The following is a 21,714-nucleotide window of genomic DNA, read 5'->3' as shown; positions in this document are numbered from 1 at the left end:
GGTAATTTATTCTTTACAATTAAGAGGCTTTGTGTGAGTTTAAGCTATTTAGAATCCTCTTTTTTTCAACCAAGCACTCAATATGTCATTAAATTCTTCAGGGTGTTCCATCATGGCCGCATGGCCGCATTTATCAATCCAATACAACTCAGAATCTGGTAATAACTCATGAAACTCTTCAGCAACTTCAGGTGGAGTTACAGTGTCATTCTTTCCCCAAATAATACAGATAGGTGTATTCATATTTGGTAAATCCTTTGCCATATTATGTCTAATGGCACTTTTTGCTATGGCCAAGGTTTTTATAAGCTTATTGCGGTCATTAACCGTTTCATAGACTTCGTCCACGATGTCTTTGGTTGCTACAGCAGGATCGTAAAACACCTCTTGTGCTTTCTTTTTCATTACTTCGTAATCGCTTCGTTTGGTGTAACCACCTCCCATGGCGCTTTCGTAAAGTCCAGAGCTTCCTGTGATTATAAGCGCTTTTATTTTTTCAGGATATAATTTTGTATGGTATAAACCTATGTGTCCACCTAAAGAGTTACCTAATAAAATAACATCGTCTAAACCTTTAAATTCGATAAAATCCTTTAGGTAATTAGCAAAGTTTTTAACATTGGTTTTTATTAGAGACATAGTGTAAATAGGGAGTTCAGGTATAATAACCTTGTAACCTATAGAACTAAAATGTTTAGTGACTCCGTCAAAGTTACTGAGTCCACCCATTAAGCCATGCAACACAATAATTGGTGTGCCTTCGCCTACTTCAATATATCTAAAATCCTTTTCTTTCTTTAAAAGGTGTGCCATTTGCAAGTTCGTGCTTATGTGTTAAAAACAAATATAACCAAATCCTTTAGAATATAAATAATATGGAAAAAATATCGAAATTTTTTATCGGAAGAATATGACGTTAGAGGTTGTTAATAATTCCCACTTAAAAATAGTTGCTGAAAAGTTGAATTCATTGGTGTTAATATAAGTTGAAGTGGTTTTAAACCAAAACTTATCAACAAATGTGGTAAAATGTGGTAAAAAGTGGTTAAATTTTCAATATCTTTGATTCTTAATCGTTAGAATAGAAAGAAAAACGGATTGAATTCATTTATAGGAACATACGAATGTAAAGCTGATGCCAAAGGGAGGTTAATGATACCTGCTGTCCTAAAAAAACAGTTGTCAGCGGCTTTGCAAGATGGTTTTGTGTTAAAGCGCGCTGTGTTTCAGCCGTGTTTGGAGTTGTATCCTATGTCTGAATGGAACAAAATGATGGAGAAAATAAATAAGCTCAATCGTTTTAAGAAAAAGAATAATGATTTTATAAGACGATTTACGGCTGGTGTTAAAATTGTTGAAGTAGATAGTACTGGTCGCTTATTAATTCCGAAAAATTTAATCAGTTTTTCAGGTATTACAAAAGAAGTCGTGTTGGCTTCTGCTGTTAATATTCTTGAAATCTGGGATAAAGATAAATACGAACAAGCTATTGATGATGCGGCTTCAGATTTTGCAGATTTGGCCGAAGAAGTCATGGGGCAAGACGATGAAGACAATGGATTATCATAATGCAGTTTTACTAAAAGAAACCGTCGATGGTTTGGCAATTAAGCCAGACGGTGTATACGTCGATGTCACTTTTGGAGGTGGAGGTCATAGTCGTGAAATCTTATCGCGCTTAGGTCCAAACGGAAAATTATTCGCTTTTGATCAAGATAAAGATGCGTTGGTAAATACAATTGATGATGATCGATTTGTGTTAATCAATGAGAATTTCAGATTTATAAAACGTTTTTTAAGGTTTTATGGAGCTAAAGAGGTTGATGGAGTGTTGGCTGACTTCGGAGTGTCATCGCATCAATTTGATGTCGCAGAACGTGGTTTTTCTACACGCTTTGAAGCTGACTTGGATATGCGAATGAATCAAGATAGTAAGCTGTCGGCATTTGAAGTTATTAATAATTATGACGAAGAGCAATTAAGAGCTGTTCTGTTTCAATATGGTGAATTAAGACAAGCGCCTGCAATGGCAAGAGTAATTGTTGGGGCGCGTAAGGATGAAGAAATACAAACAAGCGAACAGTTAAAAGCGGTTTTAAAACAGTTTTTAAATCATCAAAAGGAAAATAAAGTTTTGGCGCAAATCTATCAAGCTATTCGTATTGAAGTGAATCAAGAAATTGAAGTGCTAAAAGAATTATTGCTTCAAACACCAGAGGTTTTAAAAAAGAAAGGTCGCTTGAGTTTTATCTCATACCATTCTTTAGAAGATAGGTTGGTGAAACGCTTTATAAGAAATGGCTTGTTTGAAGGTGAGCCAGAACGCGATGTGTTTGGCAATTTTGAAGTGCCATTAAAAAAGGTTGGGAAATTGATAGTTCCAACAAAGGAAGAAATAAAACAAAACAATAGAGCTAGAAGTGCGAAACTGAGGATTGCCGAAAAAATATGAAAAAAAACATATACAGCATATTAAGAGGTAAGTTTCTAATCAGTGATGATTCGTTTAAAAATTGGCGTATCATCATTTTTATTTCATTTCTAGCAATCATAATGATTGCGAGTTCGCATAGTGCTGATCAGAAAGTTTATGAAATCGCAAAACTAACAAATGAAGTAAAAGAATTGCGTTCGGCATTTGTAGATAAAAGAGGAAAGCTAATGCAGCTTAAAAAGGAATCTTTTGTAGAAGCTGAAATGAAAAAAAAAGGAATTGGGATTTCCTTAAACCCACCAACAAAAATAATAGTTAAATCACAACAGCAACAAGACTAAGCTTTGGCAATAACAGAAAAAAACATATTACACAGATTGTACTTCGTAGCAGGCTGCATGTTTGTATTCGCTTTGGCTGTGGTGTTCAAGTTGGTGAGTATTCAGTTTGTGCATGGTGATAAATATAGAGCGCTTGCGGAAAAAACTACAACTAGGGATTTTCCTATACCTGCAAATCGTGGTAATGTGTATTCTGCAGATGGAAGTTTGCTAGCAACTTCTGTTCCTAAATATGATATTAGAATTGATGCCATCCAGGCAAAAGACGCCACTTTTGAAAAATATATCGGAGCCTTAGCAGATTCACTTCACGTTTATAAAGGGAAACCTAAGTCGTACTACAGAAATATAATTCGCAAAGCCCGAAAAAACAAAAACAGATATTTCCTATTAGCGCGAAATATTAGTTATTCCGATTATATCAGAATGCGCAATTTCCCATTGTTAAATCTCGGCGCGATTAAAGGAGGTTTAATTGTTGAGCAAACCACTAGGCGTGAACATCCAATGGGTGGAATTGCAGAACGAACCATAGGGTATGAGCGTCAAGATGAAGATGGGAACTTTACAAGGCCAGGTATAGATGGTGCTTTTGGTGTTAAATATTTACAGGGCAAAAACGGTAAACGTTTAAAACAAAAAATTGGTAATGGACAATGGAAACCTATTGCAGATTTTGACCAAATAGAACCGCAAGATGGATATGATGTGTATACCACTATTGATGTAAACATTCAAGATATTGCACATCACTCACTATTAAGACAGTTAGAGATCTACGAAGCAGATCATGGTTGTGTTGTGGTTATGGATGTGAAAACTGGTGAAATTAAAGCGATTTCTAATCTAGGGCGAAACAAAAATGGAAACTATTACGAACGTCTAAATTATGCGGTTGGCGAAAGTCATGAGCCTGGTTCTACATTTAAAGTTATGGCTTTGATGGCGGCTTTAGAAGATAAGGTTATAGATACATCAACCGTTGTAGATACTAAGAAAGGAAGAAAATCACTTTATGGTCGTGTGATTACGGATTCTGGTCCTGGTTATGGTGAGATTTCTGCTGCAAGAGCTTTAGAAGTGTCTTCTAATATTGGTTTGGCAACTATTATTGACGAGCATTATTCACAAGAACCAGAAAAGTTTTTGAATAGATTAAGATCGTGGAGGTTAGATAAAACTTTAGGTGTTGCTATTATTGGAGAAGGTGAGCCAGATATTCCAAAGCCTGGAGCTGCTAACTGGAGTAGAAATGCTTTGCCATCTATGGCTTATGGCTATAACTTAGAAATGACTCCGCTTCAAATATTAGCGTTTTATAATGCTATTGCAAATGATGGTGAATTGATTAAGCCTCGTTTTTTAAAATCGGTAAAGTCGTTTGATAAAAACATTGAAGTGTTTAAAAAAGAAGTGCTTGTAGAAAAAATATGCTCTAATAAGACATTGAATGAAATGCAAGACATATTAAAGAATGTTGTGATTCGTGGCACAGGTAGACGAATGTATTCTGAAACATTTTCTATGGCAGGTAAAACAGGTACAGCCAGAACGGATTATGCAAATACCGAAGAGTGGAATAAAGACCGTAAATATATTTCATCATTTGCTGGTTATTTTCCGGCAGATAACCCAAAATATTCATGCATTGTAGTTATTCATAAACCGAGTACAAAAGTAGGTATTTATGGGTCTGATGTTGCTGGTCCAGTTTTTAAAAGAGTTGCTCAAAAGATCTATACGGATACGCCTATTATAGATGAGGTTGAAACCTTAAACTTTGAACACAAGGTGGTTGAGGAAGATTTTGAGAGCTATTATGAAAACGCTCGAAAATATAGAGAATTAATGCCAAGTGTAATAGGAATGCCAGCAATGGATGCTATTGCATTGTTAGAAAATTTGCAAGTAGATGTACGAGTGAAGTTGAATGGGAATGGTATTATAAAAAAGCAGTCCGTTGAAAGACATCAGAAATTACAAACCAATCAAACCGTTGTTTTAGAAGCATCATGATGGTATTAAAAGACATATTATATAAGGTTACAATTAATGCTGTTGTTGGTAGTACCAATATTACAGTGGGTAAAATTGAATTCGATTCACGTCAAATTGAAACCAATGATGTTTTTGTGGCAATTTCTGGAACAGTTACTAATGGTCATCTTTATATTGAAAAAGCAATCAAAGATGGTGCTACAGCGATAGTTTGTGAGCAGCTTCCCGAGACATTAGAAGATGGAATTACTTATATAGAAGTTGTTAATTCTAATCAGGCTATGGCTTATATGGCAGCCAATTTCTATGGTCATCCTTCAGAGAATTTAAAACTTGTTGGTGTTACTGGGACTAATGGAAAAACAACAGTTTCAAGTTTGTTGTATCAGTTGTTTAAAAAGGCAGGCTATAAAGTTGGTTTGTTGTCTACTGTAAAGGTTATGGTAGATAATACAACGTATAAGGCAACGCATACCACGCCAGATTCCTTAACAATTAATAGGTATTTGCAGTTAATGAATGATAAGGGTGTAGAGTTTTGCTTCATGGAAGTGAGTTCGCATGGTATTCATCAAAGTAGAACAGAAGGCTTAAAGTTTGAAGGTGGTATATATACCAACTTATCGCATGATCATTTAGATTATCACGACACCTTTGCAGAATATAGAGATGTTAAGAAGCGGTTTTTTGATCAATTACCAAATGATGCTTTTGCCTTAACCAATATAGATGATAAAAATGGTTTGGTGATGTTTCAAAATACATCAGCCAAAAAATATACATACGCTTTAAAAAATTATGCCGATTACAGAGCGAAAATTTTAGAGAATGAATTTAGTGGATTACTATTAAAGTTGAATGACAGTGAGCTGTGGACGCGATTAATAGGAAGTTTTAATGCTTACAATATTCTTGCTATTTACGGAACAGCTGAATTATTAGGTTTAGATAAAGTTGAAATATTACGCTTAATAAGTGAGCTTGAAAATGTAGCTGGACGCTTTCAGTATTTTATTTCAGAAGAAAAAATTACTGCCATTGTAGATTATGCACACACACCAGATGCGTTGAAAAATGTTTTACAAACCATTAATGATATCAGAACTAAAAATGAAGAACTGATTACAGTCGTTGGATGTGGTGGTAATAGAGATAAAACGAAACGGCCAAAAATGGCGCATATCGCTTCAACCTTAAGTACTAAAGTGATTTTAACTAGCGATAACCCAAGACATGAAGTCCCTGAAACCATAATTGAAGACATGGAAAAAGGTGTTGAGCCTCAGGATTTCAAAAAAACCTTGTCCATTACAGATAGAAAGCAAGCGATTAAAACAGCTTGTCAGATGGCAGGACCAAACGATATTATTTTAATTGCAGGAAAAGGCCATGAGACGTATCAAGAGATAAAAGGAGAACGGTCTGATTTTGATGATTATAAAATCGTTAAAAACTATTTAGAACAATTACAGAAATAAATACTCCTGCAAGGTTTCTAAAACCTTGTAGGTGTTTGGAAGAACGAAGTAAAAAAGAAAATAAATAATTAACAAAATACGATGCTGTATTACTTATTCGAATATCTAGAACAACAGTTCCAATTACCTGGAGCTTCACTTTTTGGGTTTATAACCTTTAGAGCGGCTGTGGCAATTATATTGTCATTGTTAATTTCTACGATTTTTGGTAAGCGGATCATCCGATTTTTACAAAAACAGCAAGTGGGAGAAACCATTCGTGATTTGGGATTAGAAGGTCAGGTTGAAAAAGCTGGAACGCCAACCATGGGTGGAATCATTATTATTTTAGCCACACTTATTCCAGTACTGTTATTAGCAAAACTTGAAAACATTTATATAATTCTTCTAATCGTAACCACACTTTGGATGGGAACCATTGGGTTTATTGATGATTATATAAAGAAGTTCAAAAATGATAAAGAAGGTTTAAAAGGAAAGTTTAAAGTGCTTGGTCAAGTTGGTTTAGGAATTATAGTTGGTGCAACTCTATTTTTTCATCAAGATGTAACCATTAAAGAAAAATTACCAATTGCACAACAGAATGAATTACGTACATCAAATCCAGATGTACAAGCTACAAAACTATTTAAAGAAGAAACAAAATCAACAAAGACCACCATTCCTTTCGCAAAAGACAATGAGTTTAATTATTCAGATTTAATTACTTGGATAAGTCCTGAACTAGAAAAGTATGCGTGGATCGTTTTTATTCTAGTTAGCATTTTCATAATTACAGCAGTGTCTAATGGTGCAAATCTCACAGATGGAATAGATGGTCTCGCAGCAGGAACTTCTGCTATAATTGTATTAACACTTGGGATTTTTGCATGGGTTTCTAGTAACATCGTTTTTTCAGGATACTTAGATATTATGTATATCCCAAGAGCAGAAGAAATAACAATTTACATCGCTGCATTTGTAGGGGCATTAGTTGGTTTCTTGTGGTATAATACGTATCCAGCTCAAGTTTTTATGGGAGATACAGGAAGTTTAACCATTGGAGGTATTATAGCTGTTATTGCGATTGCTGTTAGGAAAGAATGGTTAATTCCAATACTATGTGGAATTTTCTTAGCAGAAAACTTATCGGTTGTTTTGCAGGTTAGCTATTTCAAATACACTAGAAAAAAGTTTGGTGAAGGACGACGCATTTTCAAAATGTCTCCATTACACCATCACTATCAAAAATCAGGTTATCACGAAAGTAAGATTGTAACGCGTTTTTGGATTGTTGGAATCCTGCTTGCCATTATAACTATTGTAACTCTTAAAATTAGATAAACGATTTGTTATTCCTGCAAAAGCAGGGATCCACAATAAAAGTAGAATATAAGTAGGTTCCTGCTTTTGCAGGAATGACATAAAGAAAATAATGAACGAAGCAATTAATAACCAGCAAAGTGAGAAGTCCTTTTCTTTTGGGGAAGGAATTAGGGGTCAGCTTCGGTTAGTAATTCTTGGAGGTGGTGAAAGTGGAGTAGGAACAGCATTGCTCGGAAAAGCAAAAGGATACAAGGTTTTTGTATCTGATAAAGGAAAAGTTAAAGAAAAATATAAAGACGTTCTTTTAAATAATGAGATTGAATTTGAAGATGAGCAGCACACAGAATCAAAAATTCTAAATGCAGACATCATCATGAAAAGTCCAGGTATTCCAGATAAGGTGGCTTTGGTGAAACAAATTCGTGAAGCTAAAATAACAGTGGTGTCTGAAATTGAGTTTGCATCAAAATTTACAGATGCAACTTTGGTGGCTATAACTGGTAGTAACGGTAAAACGACAACAGCAACACTAACACACCATCTCTTAAAACAAGAAATAAATGTTGGTTTAGCAGGAAATATAGGTGATAGTTTCGCGAAACAAATTTTAGATAAAGATCATGATAATTATGTGCTGGAGGTTAGCAGTTTTCAGTTAGATGATATTATAGATTTTAAACCAAAAATTGCTGTGTTAACTAATTTGTCACCAGACCATTTAGATCGCTACGATTATAAGTTTGAAAATTATATCGCTTCAAAATTTAGAGTAATAGAGAATCAAACAGAAGACGATTATTTTATATATGATGGCGATGATGAGGTCATCTTAGATTATATGAAATCACATAAAATTCAATCCAAAAAATTGCCTTTTTCATTAACGAAAGTTGTTGAACAAGGCGCATATTTAGACAACGATAAGATAATAATAACAATAGATAATAATAAAATCATTATGCCAACAAATAACTTAGCATTAGAAGGAAAACACAACGTGAAAAACGCAATGGCAGCTTCTACTGTTGCGCATTTATTAAAAATTAGAAAGCAAACCATTCGCGAAAGTTTAGAGAACTTTCAAGGTGTGGAGCATCGCTTAGAGCACGTGTTAAAAATCAATAAAGTACGCTATATCAATGATTCAAAAGCAACCAATGTTAATGCAACGTATTTTGCTTTAGAAAGTATGGATGCGCCTACAGTATGGATTGTTGGAGGTGTTGATAAAGGTAATGAGTATCGAGAATTATTTCCGTTTGTAAACGAAAAAGTCAAAGCAATTATCTGTTTAGGTGTAGACAATGCGAAGCTTATGGAGTCTTTTGGTAACATGGTAGATGTAGTCGTTGAGACGCAATATATGAGCGAAGCTGTAAAGATTGCTTACAGGTTAGCAGAAGCTGGCGATAATGTATTGTTGTCACCTGCTTGTGCAAGTTTCGATTTATTTGAGAGTTACGAAGACAGAGGACGACAGTTTAAAAATGCTGTGAGAAATTTATAAAACAGTGTCATAAATTATAAGGTTCCTACGGGAAATTATCTCAAACGATAGTACAAGGTTAGTAAGGACAAAACAAAACATGCAAAAGTTATTTAAACAAATAAAAGGGGATAAAGCTATTTGGGCAATAGTCGCGCTACTGGCTATATTTTCGTTTATGCCTGTTTATAGTGCTGCCAGTAATTTAGCAAATAGTGGAAACACCAACACGTTTTCATTCTTTGTAAAGCATTTTATGCATTTGTTTTTGGGTATTGTTATTATGTTTGGCGTTCATAAAGTTCCTTACAAGTATTTCCGTGGCTTATCAATGGTAATGATTCCTATTGTGTTTGTGTTGTTGTTGGTTACAATGCTGCAAGGAACAACTATTGCAGGTGCAAACGCAAGCCGCTGGATTCAGATTCCGATTGTTAATATGTCGTTTCAAACTTCGACCTTAGCATCAGTGGTGTTAATGGTTTATGTGGCGAGGTATTTGTCAAAAATAAAAGATAAAGAGGTTAAGTTTACAGAAACAATTTTACCGCTTTGGACACCTGTTTTTGTGATTTTAATGCTCATTCTTCCAGCTAATTTTTCAACAACAGCTATCATTTTTACAATGATTATGATGTTGGCATTTATAGGTGGTTATCCTCTAAAGTATTTGGTTTTAATGATGTTGAGTGGTTTTGCAGCCTTGGCAATTTTCGTTTTGGTAGCTAAAGCATTTCCTGAGGCGATGCCAAATAGAGTAGATACTTGGATGAGCAGAATTGAGAATTTTGCAAATGGAGAAGATACAGAAGCGGACTATCAGATAGAAAAAGCAAAAATTGCAATTGCGACAGGACTTACGCCTTTAGGACCAGGAAAAAGTGTGCAAAAGAATTTTTTGCCACAGTCGTCATCCGATTTTATTTTTGCCATTATAATTGAAGAATACGGCTTGTTTGGTGGTGTGCTTTTACTGGTGTTATATATGTGGCTATTATTCAGGATAGTAGTTGTAAGTCATAAATCAGATACCATTTTTGGTAAATTACTGGTTTTAGGTGTTGGTTTGCCAATAGTATTTCAGGCCTTAATTAATATGGCAGTAGCGGTTGAGTTATTTCCGGTTACTGGCCAAACGTTACCATTAATAAGTAGTGGTGGAACATCTATTTGGATGACCTGTTTGGCTATAGGGATTATACTAAGCGTAAGTGCAAGACGACAAGAAATAAAGGACAATAAAGATGAGGCGGATAACGATAATCCATTATCAATTTTAAGCGAAACAATTTAATGAGTAATTACAAATTCATATTATCTGGAGGAGGAACAGGAGGACATATTTATCCTGCAGTTGCGATTGCCGACGAATTAAAGTCGCGCTATCCTGATGCCGAATTCTTATTTGTTGGAGCTTCTGACCGTATGGAAATGGATAAAGTGCCGCAAGCTGGTTATAAGATTGAAGGGTTATGGATTTCTGGAATTCAAAGAAAGCTGACTTTGAAAAATTTAGCATTTCCATTTAAGTTAATTAGTAGTTTGTTACGGTCACGAAAAATTGTAAATGCGTTTAAACCAGATGCTGTAATTGGTACAGGTGGTTTTGCAAGTGGACCTTTATTGCAGGTAGCTTCTTCAAAAGGAGTTCCGAGTTTAATTCAAGAACAGAATTCTTTTCCAGGCATAACTAATAAGTTATTGGCTAAAAAAGTGAACACTATTTGTGTGGCTTATGAAGGGTTGGAGAAATTCTTCCCACAAGAAAAAATCAAACTAACAGGCAACCCAATCCGTAAAGATTTATTAGAAGTAAAAAACAAACATTTTGAAGGTAAAGATGCCTTCAATCTAAAACACAATAAACAAACGCTATTGGTGTTAGGTGGTAGTTTGGGAGCAAGACGAATTAATCAATTAATTGAGGATAATATTCCGTTTTTTGAAGCGCAAGATATTCAAGTGGTTTGGCAGTGTGGCAAATTGTACCACGCGCAATACAAAAAGCATAATCAATTAAAAAATATTCAAGTCCATGCCTTTTTAAATCAGATGGATTTGGCTTATGCAGCAGCAGATGCAATAATTTCTCGAGCAGGAGCGATTTCGGTTTCAGAACTATGTATTGTTGGGAAACCAGTGATATTTATCCCGTCACCAAATGTAGCAGAAGATCACCAAACAAAAAATGCAAAAGCGGTTGCAGATAAAAATGCTGCGATTTTAATAAAAGAGCAAGATTTGGACACTGAATTTCAAATGGAATTTTCAGAATTAATGTCCAATGAAACTAAGAAAGAAGAATTAAGTAAAAATATTGAAGCTTTAGCTTTAGTAAATGCCACAAATGATATAGTGGATGAAGTTGAAAAATTATTAAAAAGAAAGTGAATTTTAGTACAGTAAATAACGTCTATTTTATTGGTATCGGTGGCATCGGAATGAGTGCTATTGCGCGCTATTTTGAGGCCAACGGTAAACAAGTCGCTGGTTATGACAGAACATCAACTGACATCACAAATGCATTGGGAGGGTTAGGAATTGATATTCACTTTGAAGATGATGTCAATAAAATTCCTAGCACATTTTTAAATTCTGAAGATACGCTTGTGGTATATACGCCAGCCATTCCTAAAAACCATTCAGAATTCGATTATTTTAAGGATAATAATTTTAATGTTTTAAAGCGTTCTGCCGTATTAGGAGAAATAACAAAACAAACCGTTTGTTTGGCAGTTGCAGGTACGCATGGTAAAACAACGACGACCAGTATTTTAGGGCATTTGTTGAATGCGTGCAATGTGCCAGTAACCGCATTTTTAGGCGGAATAAGTGAAAATTACAATTCTAATTTAATTATAAATGGAACTGAAGTAACCGTTGTAGAGGCAGATGAATTCGATCGTTCATTTTTAACCTTGTCGCCAGATTTGGCATGTATTACGTCTATGGATGCAGACCATCTAGATATTTATGGTAATGCTGAAGCGTTGGTAGAAACATTCAAAGATTTTTCAGAGTGTATAAAACCAAATGGAAAGCTATTTGTAAAGAATGGATTACCGCTAAAAGGGATAACTTACGGTATTGATGATGACTCAGATTATTGTGCGCAAAATATCTCCATAGAAAATGGTTCTTATGTTTTTGATATAAAAACACCAAGCGGAACGTATTGCGATTTCAAATTTGGTTTACCAGGCAGGCATAATCTTTCTAACGCCATTATTGCGATAGCTATGGCTGCAGAATATGGTTGTGAATACAATGAATTGTCGAAAGCTCTTGAAACCTATAAAGGTGTCAAACGACGATTTACCTATCATATTAGAACAGACGATTTTGTGTTTATTGATGATTACGCACATCATCCTGAAGAAATAAATGCTGTACATCAGGCTGTTAGGGAAATGTATCCCGATAAAAAAGTGTTGGCAATTTTTCAACCACATTTATATAGTAGAACAAGAGATTTTGTGGATGGATTTGCTGAAAGTCTTTCAAATTTCGACGAATTATTACTCTTAGATATCTATCCAGCAAGAGAAATACCAATTGATGGAGTGACGTCTAAATGGCTTTTAGATAAGGTTAAAAATCCTAATAAAAAATTAATTGAAAAATCACATTTAATTGATGAAATAGAAAAAACTAATGCTCAAATTGTATTAACTATTGGAGCAGGAGATATTGGAATTGAAGTTAAACACATAAAAGCAGCGTTCCATGTTAAAAAATAATTATAACAATATAAAAATCACAGGGTTAGTGGTTTTGGTGGGCTTTTTATTTGCGTTTTCTAATCAAAGAAATAAAACTAGAAAAGTCAGTGAGCCAAACATCACGTTTTTAGGCGAAAACAAATTGTTTATAACAGATGCGAATGTTAGTAAATTGTTAATAGTAAATCAAGAACCTGTTTCGGAGCAACCCAAAGAAATTATAGATTTGAACAAATTAGAATCTGCCCTGAAATCTAATCCGATGATAAAGCAAGCAGAAGTGTTCATGTCAGTAAACGGTGCACTTTCAGCTGAAATTGAACAAAAAAAACCTATTGCAAGAGTGCACACAACTGCATCGTATTATATCGATGACGAAGGAGGAGTTATGCCTTTGTCTCATAATTATGCTGCAAGAGTACCATTAATTACAGGAAATATTAATAAAAATAAGCTCGAAACAGTTTTTAAATTTGCAAAAACGGTGGATGAAGATGAGTTTTTAAAAAAACATGTCATTGAAATTCGTCAGAATGATGATAACACCATTGATTTCAAAGTTAGAAAAAGTGATTTTATAGTTCATGTTGGAACTTTAAAACAGCTCGATAAAAAGATAAACAATTTTAAGGCGTTTTATCAAAAGGCTTTAAAAGACCAGGTTTTAGAGAACTACAATTTAGTGAATCTGAAATTTGATAAACAAGTTATTTGCACCAAAAAGTAAGCTATGGACAAACAAAATATTTCAGTAGGTCTAGATATAGGAACCACAAAAATTGTGGCCATGATTGGTCGCAAAAATGAATACGATAAAGTTGAAATTTTAGGCTTAGGAAGAGCCAAGAGTTTGGGTGTACATCGTGGTGTGGTTAATAATATAACACAAACCATTCAGTCTATTCAACAGGCAGTTCAAGAAGCAGAAGCTGCTGCATCAGAAAAAATTGAAGATGTAACCGTTGGTATTGCTGGTCAGCATATTCGTAGTTTACAACATAGCGATTACATAACGCGTCCTAATTCAGATATGGTTATTGATGAAGAGGATATTGATCGTTTAATCAATCAAGTTCATAAACTCGTTATGCTTCCTGGTGAAGAAATAATTCATGTGTTACCACAAGAATTTAAAATTGATGGTCAGGCTGAAATTACAGAACCAATTGGGATGTATGGTGGACGTTTGGAAGCCAATTTTCATGTTGTAGTTGGCCAGGTGTCATCGATTAGAAATGTTGGACGTTGTATAAAAAGTGCAGGCTTAAATTTAGAAGGCATCACATTAGAGCCCTTAGCGTCTGCCAATGCGGTTTTAAGTAGAGAAGAGAAAGAAGCTGGTGTGGCTTTGATAGATATAGGAGGTGGAACAACTGATTTAGCAGTTTTTAAAGACGGCATAATTCGTCATACAGCGGTCATTCCATTCGGTGGAGGTGTAATTACCGAAGACATAAAAGAAGGCTGTTCAATAATTGAAAAGCAAGCTGAACTTTTAAAAGTGAAGTTTGGTTCGGCATGGCCAGGAGAAAATAAGGATAACGAAATTGTATCTATTCCAGGATTAAGAGGAAGAGAGCCAAAAGAAATTACCTTAAAGAATTTGTCTAAAATTATCCATGCAAGAGTTGTAGAAATTATAGAACAAGTTTATGTTGAGATAAAAAATTACGGTCACGAAGAACAAAAAAAGAAACTAATTGGAGGTATTGTGTTAACTGGAGGTGGTGCACAATTAAAACATTTAAAGCAGTTAGTAGAATATATCACAGGTATGGATACCAGAATTGGATATCCAAATGAGCATTTAGCAGGTGATAGCGATGAGGATATTGCAAGTCCTTTGTTTGCCACAGCAGTTGGTTTAGTAATGGACGGCTTAAAACGTCAAGAACGTAAAAAGAAAGAAGCCATTGAAGAAGAACTTGTTGTTGAAAATGAAGCCGAAGAAATGCCAGAACAAGAAGCCATAGCGCCAGAACCCATAAAAGAACGCCGTTCGTTTTTAGATAAATTAACAGAACGTGTAAAAGATTTTTTGGATAATGCAGAATAAAGCATGTATGGACAATGCGTGAATTGTCCATATGAATGCAGAATTCAGTATAAATTATCCGATTATAAATAAAATAATAAAGTAGAATAATAGTTAATCCATAATATATGAGTAATAGCAACGAATTTGGAAACATTTCATTTGATTTGCCAAAACATCAATCAAACGTCATCAAAGTAATTGGTGTTGGTGGTGGAGGTAGCAATGCCATAAATCACATGTTTCAACAAGGTATAAAAGGTGTCGATTTTGTAATCTGTAATACAGATTCTCAAGCCCTTCAAAATAGTGGTGTTCCAAACAAAATACAGTTAGGAGTAAATTTAACGGAAGGATTAGGAGCAGGAGCCAATCCAGATATCGGAGAAGAAGCTGCCGTAGAAAGTTTAGAGGACATTCGTAGAATGTTAGACACCAATACTAAAATGGTGTTTATCACTGCAGGAATGGGTGGAGGAACAGGAACAGGAGCTGCACCAATTATTGCTAAGTTGGCAAAAGAACTCGATATCCTTACCGTTGGTATTGTAACCATGCCTTTTCAGTTTGAAGGTAAAATGCGTAATGCACAAGCACAACGCGGTATCGATAAATTACGTTCTCATGTAGATTCATTGGTTGTAATTAATAATAATAAACTTCGTGAAGTTTACGGAAACCTTGGATTTAAAGCTGGTTTCTCTAAAGCAGACGAAGTATTATCTACAGCATCTCGTGGTATTGCAGAAGTTATAACACATCACTATACACAGAATATTGATTTACGCGATGCAAAAACCGTGTTGAGCAATAGTGGAACAGCAATTATGGGATCTGCTACAGCTTCTGGTCAAACCAGAGCACAAGAAGCGATAATGAGCGCTTTAGATTCACCGTTACTTAACGATAATAAAATCACAGGAGCTAAAAACGTATTGTTGCTAATCGTTTCAGGTTCTCAAGAAATTACTATTGATGAAATCGGAGAAATCAATGATCATATTCAAACTGAAGCCGGATTTGGAGCTAATATTATTATGGGTGTTGGTGAAGATGAAGAGTTACAAGAATCAATTTCAGTAACTATTATTGCTACAGGGTTTGACATCGATCAGCAAAATGAAATTTCTAATACGGAAACTAAAAAAGTAATTCATGCTTTAGGTGATACTAATGACGCTAGTACTAAAGAAAAGGAGCCAGCGATTATTACGCCAGATATTGTTTTAGAAAAAGAAAAGGAAGCACCAATAGTTCGTCATACGTTACTTGAAGAAGAGGAAGAGGTTAAAAATGAACCTAAAGTCAAAGACAATGACGATACCGATTTAATTGCAACGTCAGATTTCTTAAAAAACATGAATGTGGTTTATGATGAAGTTTTAGACACAAAACCTGAAGCAACTATTGAGCCAGAAGAATTTGTAATTACACCAATTGAAAATAAAGCTGAAACACGTGAAGAGGTTCATGAAGAACAAATAACATTTTCTTTCGACCTTCCAATTTCTAACAAAGAATCTGAAAAGGAGGATGAAGAGCCAAAAGCTAAAGAAGAAAAGATGCTCTTTAGTTTAGATGAAGAAGTCAATGAGATAGATGTTAATGAACCTGTTGAAATTATCGCAGTTCCTGAGGAAAATGAAAAAGGTGAAAAGCGATATACTTTAGATGATTTTGAAACCTATCCTTCTTCTATAAACACGAAAAAGGAAAAAGCAGAAGTTAAGGAAGATGTTGTTTTTGAAAAGAAAACAATTTCTGTGGATGACACTAAAGGGCAACCAGAAGAGGAAATAGACCCAATGAATAGTCCAATCTCTGAATTGCTCGTTTCTCGTGCAGATGAGCGCAGAAGAAAAATGAAGGATTTCAATTATAAGTTTAATGATGCTAAAATGAATGAAATCGAAAACGTACCAGCGTACAAAAGACGCGGTATTGATTTAGATGAAGCACAGCATTCTTCAGAGACAAAAGCATCTAGACTATCTGTTGGAACAGATGAAAACGACGATATCCAATTACGAAGTAATAATTCATTTTTACACGATAACGTCGATTAGTTATATGTTTAATTTATAGTGTAAAATACACTAAACTCAAGCCCAAAAAGGTCCTCAAACTTTTTGGGCTTTTTGTTTACTAAAAATTTTAATAGGTATCTGTTATTCTTCTGTTAGCTTAGAGGAACTTTTTGTTATCTTCGCAGTCTTAATAAAGTATTAAAACTATGAGTTTACAAGTAGACATAATGACTGCTATGAAAGCAGCAATGAAAGAAAAAGACCAAGTGGCTTTAGCTGCTTTACGAGCTGTAAAATCAGAAATACTATTAGCGCAAACCGCTACAGGTTCTAAAGAAGAGATTTCAGAAGATGTAGAAATAAAAATATTATCTAAAATGGTGAAACAGCGCAAAGATAGTGCTGCAATATTTTTAGAACAAAATCGTAAAGATTTAGCTGAGCCAGAAATAGCACAAGCAGAAATAATTGGTCAGTTTTTGCCAGCACAACTTTCGGAAGAAGAAATAACTGTTGAAGTAATGAAAGCGATTTCTGCAACAGGTGCTGCAGGAATGAAAGATATGGGACGCGTTATGGGAATTGTAAGTGGAAAATTAGCAGGAAAAGCTGATGGTAAAACAATTTCGAAAATTGTTAAGGCTAAATTGTCTTAAATTAAGTATATAAGTATGGTACCTTGAGCATAGTCGAAAGGTCTCATAGTGTATTGGCCTCGTAGTTCAACTGGATAGAATATCAGATTTCGGCTCTGAGGGTTGGAGGTTCGAATCCTCTCGAGGTCACGAATAAAACAAAAAGTTGCACGTCAAATCAAGCTCGCTTGAATTTGTAAGTGCAACTTTTTGTTTTTCAAAACGGAACATTAGAGGATGCGCAGCAATCCTATAAAGCTTCGTTTTGTTTTAATAAATAAGAATAATCAAGCTCGCTTGAATTTGTAAGTGCAACTTTTTGTTTTTCAAAGCGGAGCATTAGAGGATGCGCAGCAATCCTATAAAGCTTCGTTTTGTTTTAATAAATAAGAATAATCCAACTCTCTTGAATTTGTAAGTGCAACTTTTTGTTTTTCAAAGCGGAGCATTAGAGGATGCGCAGCAATCCTATAAAGCTTCGTTTTGTTTTAATAAATAAGAATAATCCAACTCTCTTGAATTTGTAAGTGCAACTTTTTGTTTTTCAAAGCGGAGCATTAGAGGATGCGCAGCAATCCTATAAAGCTTCGTTTTGTTTTAATAAATAAGAATAATCAAGCTCGCTTGAATTTGTAAGTGCAACTTTTTGTTTTTCAAAGCGGAGCTTTAGAGGATGCGCAGCAATCCTGTAAAGCTTCGTTTTGTTTTAATAAATAAGAATAATCCAACTCGCTTGAATTTGTAAGTGCAACTTTTTAAATATTCAAAACTTTAATTTGATTATAGGCATCTAGCTGATATGAAAAATGTAATTCTTAACATTTTAACATTCATTTTGTAGTAGGTTACCATTTTATAAGCTTACTTTGTACTATAATTTGAACTCAAACATGTTTAAAACGCTTTTTAATATAATTATAATTGCTATTGGCTTTGCGACTTCTGCACATGCCAATACCTTTGAGTTATTAAAAAGTACTGTTGAACAGTCTGTTGTAGAATCTTCAAGCCAGGTTAGTGCGTTTGCATCAAATCATCATCCTTATATTGATGTGCAAACAGAGCAATCTAGCGTTGTTACTATTGTTAATGTTGAGCCTTCACCATCAGAAGAAATTTCTGTAAACTATGAAGGTCTTTCTAATCGCAGTAGTCAGCTTTTCGCATTACAGCATGCTCTATTTGTAAGAGCAGAGCGCGATAGTGTAATTCACATTCATTTAAGGGCCATCCTTTTTCCATTTCATTCGTTTTGGTAAAACACGTGTAAATCATTTTTTTATTTCATCAATTTCTATTAAGAAATGGTAAAAAAACATCATAAAAAATGATGTCAACTATGGCAGAAAATGCCGTATCAAATGCTTACACTTTAATTATTATCAAAAAAAACAAAATATCATGGGAACTGGATTATTCATTATCGATGCGATTATTATTGCAATCGTTATATTACCGTTTGTATTATTTATAAATGGACGTAAAAAAAGACAAAAAAAATTACAGAAGGCTCTTCAATCTGAAGCCTCTTTACACAATTGTAAATTAAGTAAAGTCGAAACACATAGCAATTTTGCAATAGGTATAGATTCTACAGAGGAAAAACTATTCTTTTATAAAGAAACAGAGGAAGCAGCTTATGCGCAAACTGTGGATTTAAAATCTATTAACGCTTGTAAATCAATAAAAGAATATAAGCAGGCTAAAGGGAATGCGAAACCGAACAATGTTATAGACAAAATACAATTGTCTTTTATACACCGTAATCAAAAGGACGCTACACACTTAGTGTTATATAACAATAATGATGAAATGACTCTAAATAATGAACTTGTTGTTGCACAAAAATGGCAAGATTATATTACTGAGTTTCTAGAATCAAAAGTTGAGGTGCAGACGTCTGAAACTAGTAAACACGTTGCTACAGCTTAAACGGATTATTTCGTAAAAAAGCCTTCTTTCTAAATTCAATTTAGAAAGAAGGCTTTTTCGTTTAAAAATCACTGTAGAAACTATTCTTCTTTAAATTTAGCGGTTAATTTCAACATTTTTTCACTCAAGCTATATAGCCAATATAATTGCTCCCAAATTAAATGTGCTTCTTTATGTGAACGCACACTATCGGTTCGCGAAATGGCATCATTAGTCATACGATTAATAGGAAAATTGAACGGTTCAGGTGTAAAAGTGGTGTCGTTATGTGTTGATGTTTCAAAATTGATACGTTTTAATTGTTCACAAACTTTATCTAAATTGCTATTAATCTTTTCAGAAATTGCTATAAAATCTTCAGATGCTTCTGAGGTTTCATGGTTTTGAATATAAGTACTTAACGATGCTAAAGACGATAAAAAACTATGGTTGATACCTACAAGTTCATAAATGTCGTCTATATGATTCTGTTTAGATGCTGGCTCTTGTGCCATACGTTGAAATGCCGAACTTAAATTCGACGTCTGTAAAAACGCTTCTTTTCGATTTACTTTTAAGCTTGTTGGTACTTGGCCTTTTTTCTGGTAATACGCACTAATGGATTTAAAAAATGCTGTATTTGCTTTTAAACAATCTGTTATGTTATCGCCAATTTCCATAAACGACCACGCAGGCCATAGCCAACGCATGGCCATATACGAGATTGTAGCTCCAATTAGTGTATCAATAACTCTAAATTGAATCACTGTTAAAACATCGGGTTGTAAAATGGCATAAATAAATATAACACTCAGTGTAATAAAGGTTGCGGATGCTTTATAATTTTTCTGTATCATAGAAAAGGCAACCACTAAAGACAATACACCTAAAGCACCATAAATATAAGGATCGTTAATTGAAAAAACGAGACTACTTGCTATGGCTGCACCAATGAGTGTCCCAATAATTCGGTCTTTAGAACGTGTTTTTGTAAGTCCGTAACTCGGTCGCATAATCACAATAACAGTAAGAATAATCCAATAAGGGTTCTGAAAATCGAAAGTTAAACCAACACCGTAACCCAACATTACCGCAACTGCTAACCGTAACGAATGTTTAAATATGGTAGATCTAAAGCTGAAATTTCTAAGAATTAATTTAGGGTTATAATCTTGCGAATCTATAAAACGTTTTAGCTTATCATTTTTAATATAATCGTCTGAGGCTAATTTAGGACGACCTAAAAGCCATTTTATTTTTTTAATTTTTTCGAATTGTTTTTTCTGGTAATCTAACAGGTTCTGAAGCATTAAGTAACGTTCGTAATCTTCAGTATGATCTTCTTTTTTGAATATTAAGATGTCATTTTCAAGTTCTTTAAAGGCGTCTGAAAGGACTTTATTAGGAGGAAATAATTTTGATTTATTAATGTTTTCTGCAATAGCTCGAAGTTGCTTAGAGAATTCAGAAATTAACTTCTGAAAATCGGTTTTAAACTCAGGATGTTTTTCAAAAAGCTCATCCATTTTATCATAATTTACAGGGTTTGCAACGGCAGTTTCTAGTATTTCTATCAGCAGGATAAATACTAATAGACGTCTGCTTTGGTAATTAGATTTTCCTGAGCTTTTTCGAGATAAAATTAATATCTCTCGTAAGGTTCCATGGTGTTCAGTAAGCTCACTTTGCAAAGTCATTAATTGTGTTTGCAAACTGTCTCTGTCTGGTTGCTCGCCTATAAGTTGTCTTCTTGTATCTAAAAAATCAGCCGTAAGTAAAAAGATTTTGTTCAGTTCTTCTTCGGTTTGCGCTTTTGGATTGAGTTTAAACCACAATGTAGAGAGCAACAAATACCATAAGCCACCAATCCCGATTAATAGTGCGTATTGATAGACTTCTAAGTTTTCGGAGGTGTGTGCAAAACTTAAAATCAATGCTAATAATCCCGAAAAGCTAATTAACGAAGCTCTAAAACCGTAAATGGAAATAAAGGCAATACCAAAGGTTAAAATTCCTAAAATAGGGAAGAGGACATAATTTGAAATATTGAGGTAACCTCCAATGAAACTAATAATAACAACCAATATAGCCGAAAAGAGTATTCCAACTTGTTTATGCATCAATTTGCCGCTAACATCACTTGGGGAGCACCAAAATGCTCCAAAGCAAAGTGCAAGACCTATTTCAAAATGATGCGTTGCAATACCTAAAACTATAGGTATAGTCACTGCAACACCAATTAAAACGGCTTTAGAAAAGCTGGTGCTCTTAAAGAATTCTAATAATTCCTTAGTGTGTTTTGAGATTAAAGTTAAAATGAGATCAGTACTTTTATTATTTAA

18 protein-coding genes and 1 tRNA gene are annotated in these 21,714 nt (G+C 34.3%); 17 read left to right on the top strand and 2 right to left on the bottom strand.

Annotation, left to right across the window (positions count from 1 at the left end; all coding sequences use genetic code 11):
• Positions 1 to 48: 48 nt before the first annotated feature.
• Entirely contained in the window at positions 49 to 813 is a 765-nt protein-coding gene (locus K1X16_RS03820; protein WP_225035089.1) for an alpha/beta fold hydrolase, read from the bottom strand.
• 285 nt (positions 814 to 1,098) lie between these two features.
• Between K1X16_RS03820 and mraZ the strand changes: the two genes are divergently transcribed.
• The 17 genes from mraZ to K1X16_RS03735 all read left to right on the top strand — a co-directional run bounded on the left by mraZ (position 1,099) and on the right by K1X16_RS03735 (position 19,393).
• The gene (gene mraZ / locus K1X16_RS03815; RefSeq protein ID WP_195869826.1) at positions 1,099 to 1,569 is read left to right on the top strand and encodes a division/cell wall cluster transcriptional repressor MraZ; all 471 of its coding nucleotides are present in this window, start codon (positions 1,099 to 1,101) and stop codon (positions 1,567 to 1,569) included.
• Complete coding sequence (gene rsmH / locus K1X16_RS03810; protein ID WP_225035088.1) at positions 1,556 to 2,452, top strand: 16S rRNA (cytosine(1402)-N(4))-methyltransferase RsmH; 897 nt, start codon at positions 1,556 to 1,558, stop codon at positions 2,450 to 2,452. The genes mraZ and rsmH overlap by 14 nt, the downstream gene beginning before the upstream one ends.
• Positions 2,449 to 2,775: an FtsL-like putative cell division protein gene (locus tag K1X16_RS03805; protein WP_195869824.1), complete on the top strand. Its 327-nt coding sequence runs from the start codon at positions 2,449 to 2,451 to the stop codon at positions 2,773 to 2,775. The genes rsmH and K1X16_RS03805 overlap by 4 nt, the downstream gene beginning before the upstream one ends.
• Positions 2,776 to 2,832: 57 nt before the next feature.
• Complete coding sequence (locus tag K1X16_RS03800) at positions 2,833 to 4,791, top strand: penicillin-binding protein (protein ID WP_225035415.1); 1,959 nt, start codon at positions 2,833 to 2,835, stop codon at positions 4,789 to 4,791.
• Positions 4,788 to 6,251: a UDP-N-acetylmuramoyl-L-alanyl-D-glutamate--2,6-diaminopimelate ligase gene (locus tag K1X16_RS03795; RefSeq protein WP_225035087.1), complete on the top strand. Its 1,464-nt coding sequence runs from the start codon at positions 4,788 to 4,790 to the stop codon at positions 6,249 to 6,251. Before K1X16_RS03800 ends, K1X16_RS03795 begins: the two co-directional genes overlap by 4 nt.
• Positions 6,252 to 6,332: 81 nt before the next feature.
• Positions 6,333 to 7,574: a phospho-N-acetylmuramoyl-pentapeptide-transferase gene (mraY, locus tag K1X16_RS03790; protein WP_195869822.1), complete on the top strand. Its 1,242-nt coding sequence runs from the start codon at positions 6,333 to 6,335 to the stop codon at positions 7,572 to 7,574.
• A gap of 91 nt (positions 7,575 to 7,665) precedes the next feature.
• The gene (gene murD, locus K1X16_RS03785) at positions 7,666 to 9,063 is read left to right on the top strand and encodes a UDP-N-acetylmuramoyl-L-alanine--D-glutamate ligase (RefSeq protein ID WP_225035086.1); all 1,398 of its coding nucleotides are present in this window, start codon (positions 7,666 to 7,668) and stop codon (positions 9,061 to 9,063) included.
• Between the two features lie 79 nt (positions 9,064 to 9,142).
• Entirely contained in the window at positions 9,143 to 10,336 is a 1,194-nt protein-coding gene (locus K1X16_RS03780) for an FtsW/RodA/SpoVE family cell cycle protein (protein ID WP_195869820.1), read from the top strand.
• A complete protein-coding gene (gene murG / locus K1X16_RS03775; protein ID WP_225035085.1) occupies positions 10,336 to 11,433 on the top strand; it encodes an undecaprenyldiphospho-muramoylpentapeptide beta-N-acetylglucosaminyltransferase in 1,098 nt (365 codons plus the stop codon). Before K1X16_RS03780 ends, murG begins: the two co-directional genes overlap by 1 nt.
• A complete protein-coding gene (murC, locus tag K1X16_RS03770; RefSeq protein WP_225035084.1) occupies positions 11,430 to 12,782 on the top strand; it encodes a UDP-N-acetylmuramate--L-alanine ligase in 1,353 nt (450 codons plus the stop codon). The genes murG and murC overlap by 4 nt, the downstream gene beginning before the upstream one ends.
• Entirely contained in the window at positions 12,769 to 13,491 is a 723-nt protein-coding gene (locus K1X16_RS03765; protein ID WP_225035083.1) for a cell division protein FtsQ/DivIB, read from the top strand. The genes murC and K1X16_RS03765 overlap by 14 nt, the downstream gene beginning before the upstream one ends.
• A 3-nt stretch (positions 13,492 to 13,494) precedes the next feature.
• The gene (ftsA, locus tag K1X16_RS03760; RefSeq protein ID WP_195869816.1) at positions 13,495 to 14,820 is read left to right on the top strand and encodes a cell division protein FtsA; all 1,326 of its coding nucleotides are present in this window, start codon (positions 13,495 to 13,497) and stop codon (positions 14,818 to 14,820) included.
• 107 nt (positions 14,821 to 14,927) lie between these two features.
• The gene (gene ftsZ / locus K1X16_RS03755) at positions 14,928 to 16,865 is read left to right on the top strand and encodes a cell division protein FtsZ (protein WP_225035082.1); all 1,938 of its coding nucleotides are present in this window, start codon (positions 14,928 to 14,930) and stop codon (positions 16,863 to 16,865) included.
• A gap of 167 nt (positions 16,866 to 17,032) precedes the next feature.
• The gene (locus K1X16_RS03750) at positions 17,033 to 17,482 is read left to right on the top strand and encodes a GatB/YqeY domain-containing protein (protein ID WP_225035081.1); all 450 of its coding nucleotides are present in this window, start codon (positions 17,033 to 17,035) and stop codon (positions 17,480 to 17,482) included.
• 55 nt (positions 17,483 to 17,537) lie between these two features.
• A tRNA-Arg gene (locus K1X16_RS03745) sits at positions 17,538 to 17,611 on the top strand.
• A gap of 740 nt (positions 17,612 to 18,351) precedes the next feature.
• Complete coding sequence (locus K1X16_RS03740; protein WP_225035080.1) at positions 18,352 to 18,720, top strand: hypothetical protein; 369 nt, start codon at positions 18,352 to 18,354, stop codon at positions 18,718 to 18,720.
• A 142-nt stretch (positions 18,721 to 18,862) separates the two neighbouring features.
• Entirely contained in the window at positions 18,863 to 19,393 is a 531-nt protein-coding gene (locus K1X16_RS03735; protein WP_225035079.1) for a hypothetical protein, read from the top strand.
• 80 nt (positions 19,394 to 19,473) lie between these two features.
• Here K1X16_RS03735 and K1X16_RS03730 read toward each other — a convergent pair whose 3' ends face one another.
• Complete coding sequence (locus K1X16_RS03730) at positions 19,474 to 21,600, bottom strand: FUSC family protein (RefSeq protein WP_225035078.1); 2,127 nt, start codon at positions 21,598 to 21,600, stop codon at positions 19,474 to 19,476.
• Positions 21,601 to 21,714: the final 114 nt, after the last annotated feature.

The sequence above is a fragment of the Winogradskyella sp. SM1960 genome (assembly GCF_020179375.1).
GTDB classification, from domain to species: Bacteria; Bacteroidota; Bacteroidia; order Flavobacteriales; family Flavobacteriaceae; genus Winogradskyella; species Winogradskyella marina.
Note: the sequence above shows the minus strand (reverse complement) of the source record. Positions and strands in the feature narration are given on the sequence as shown.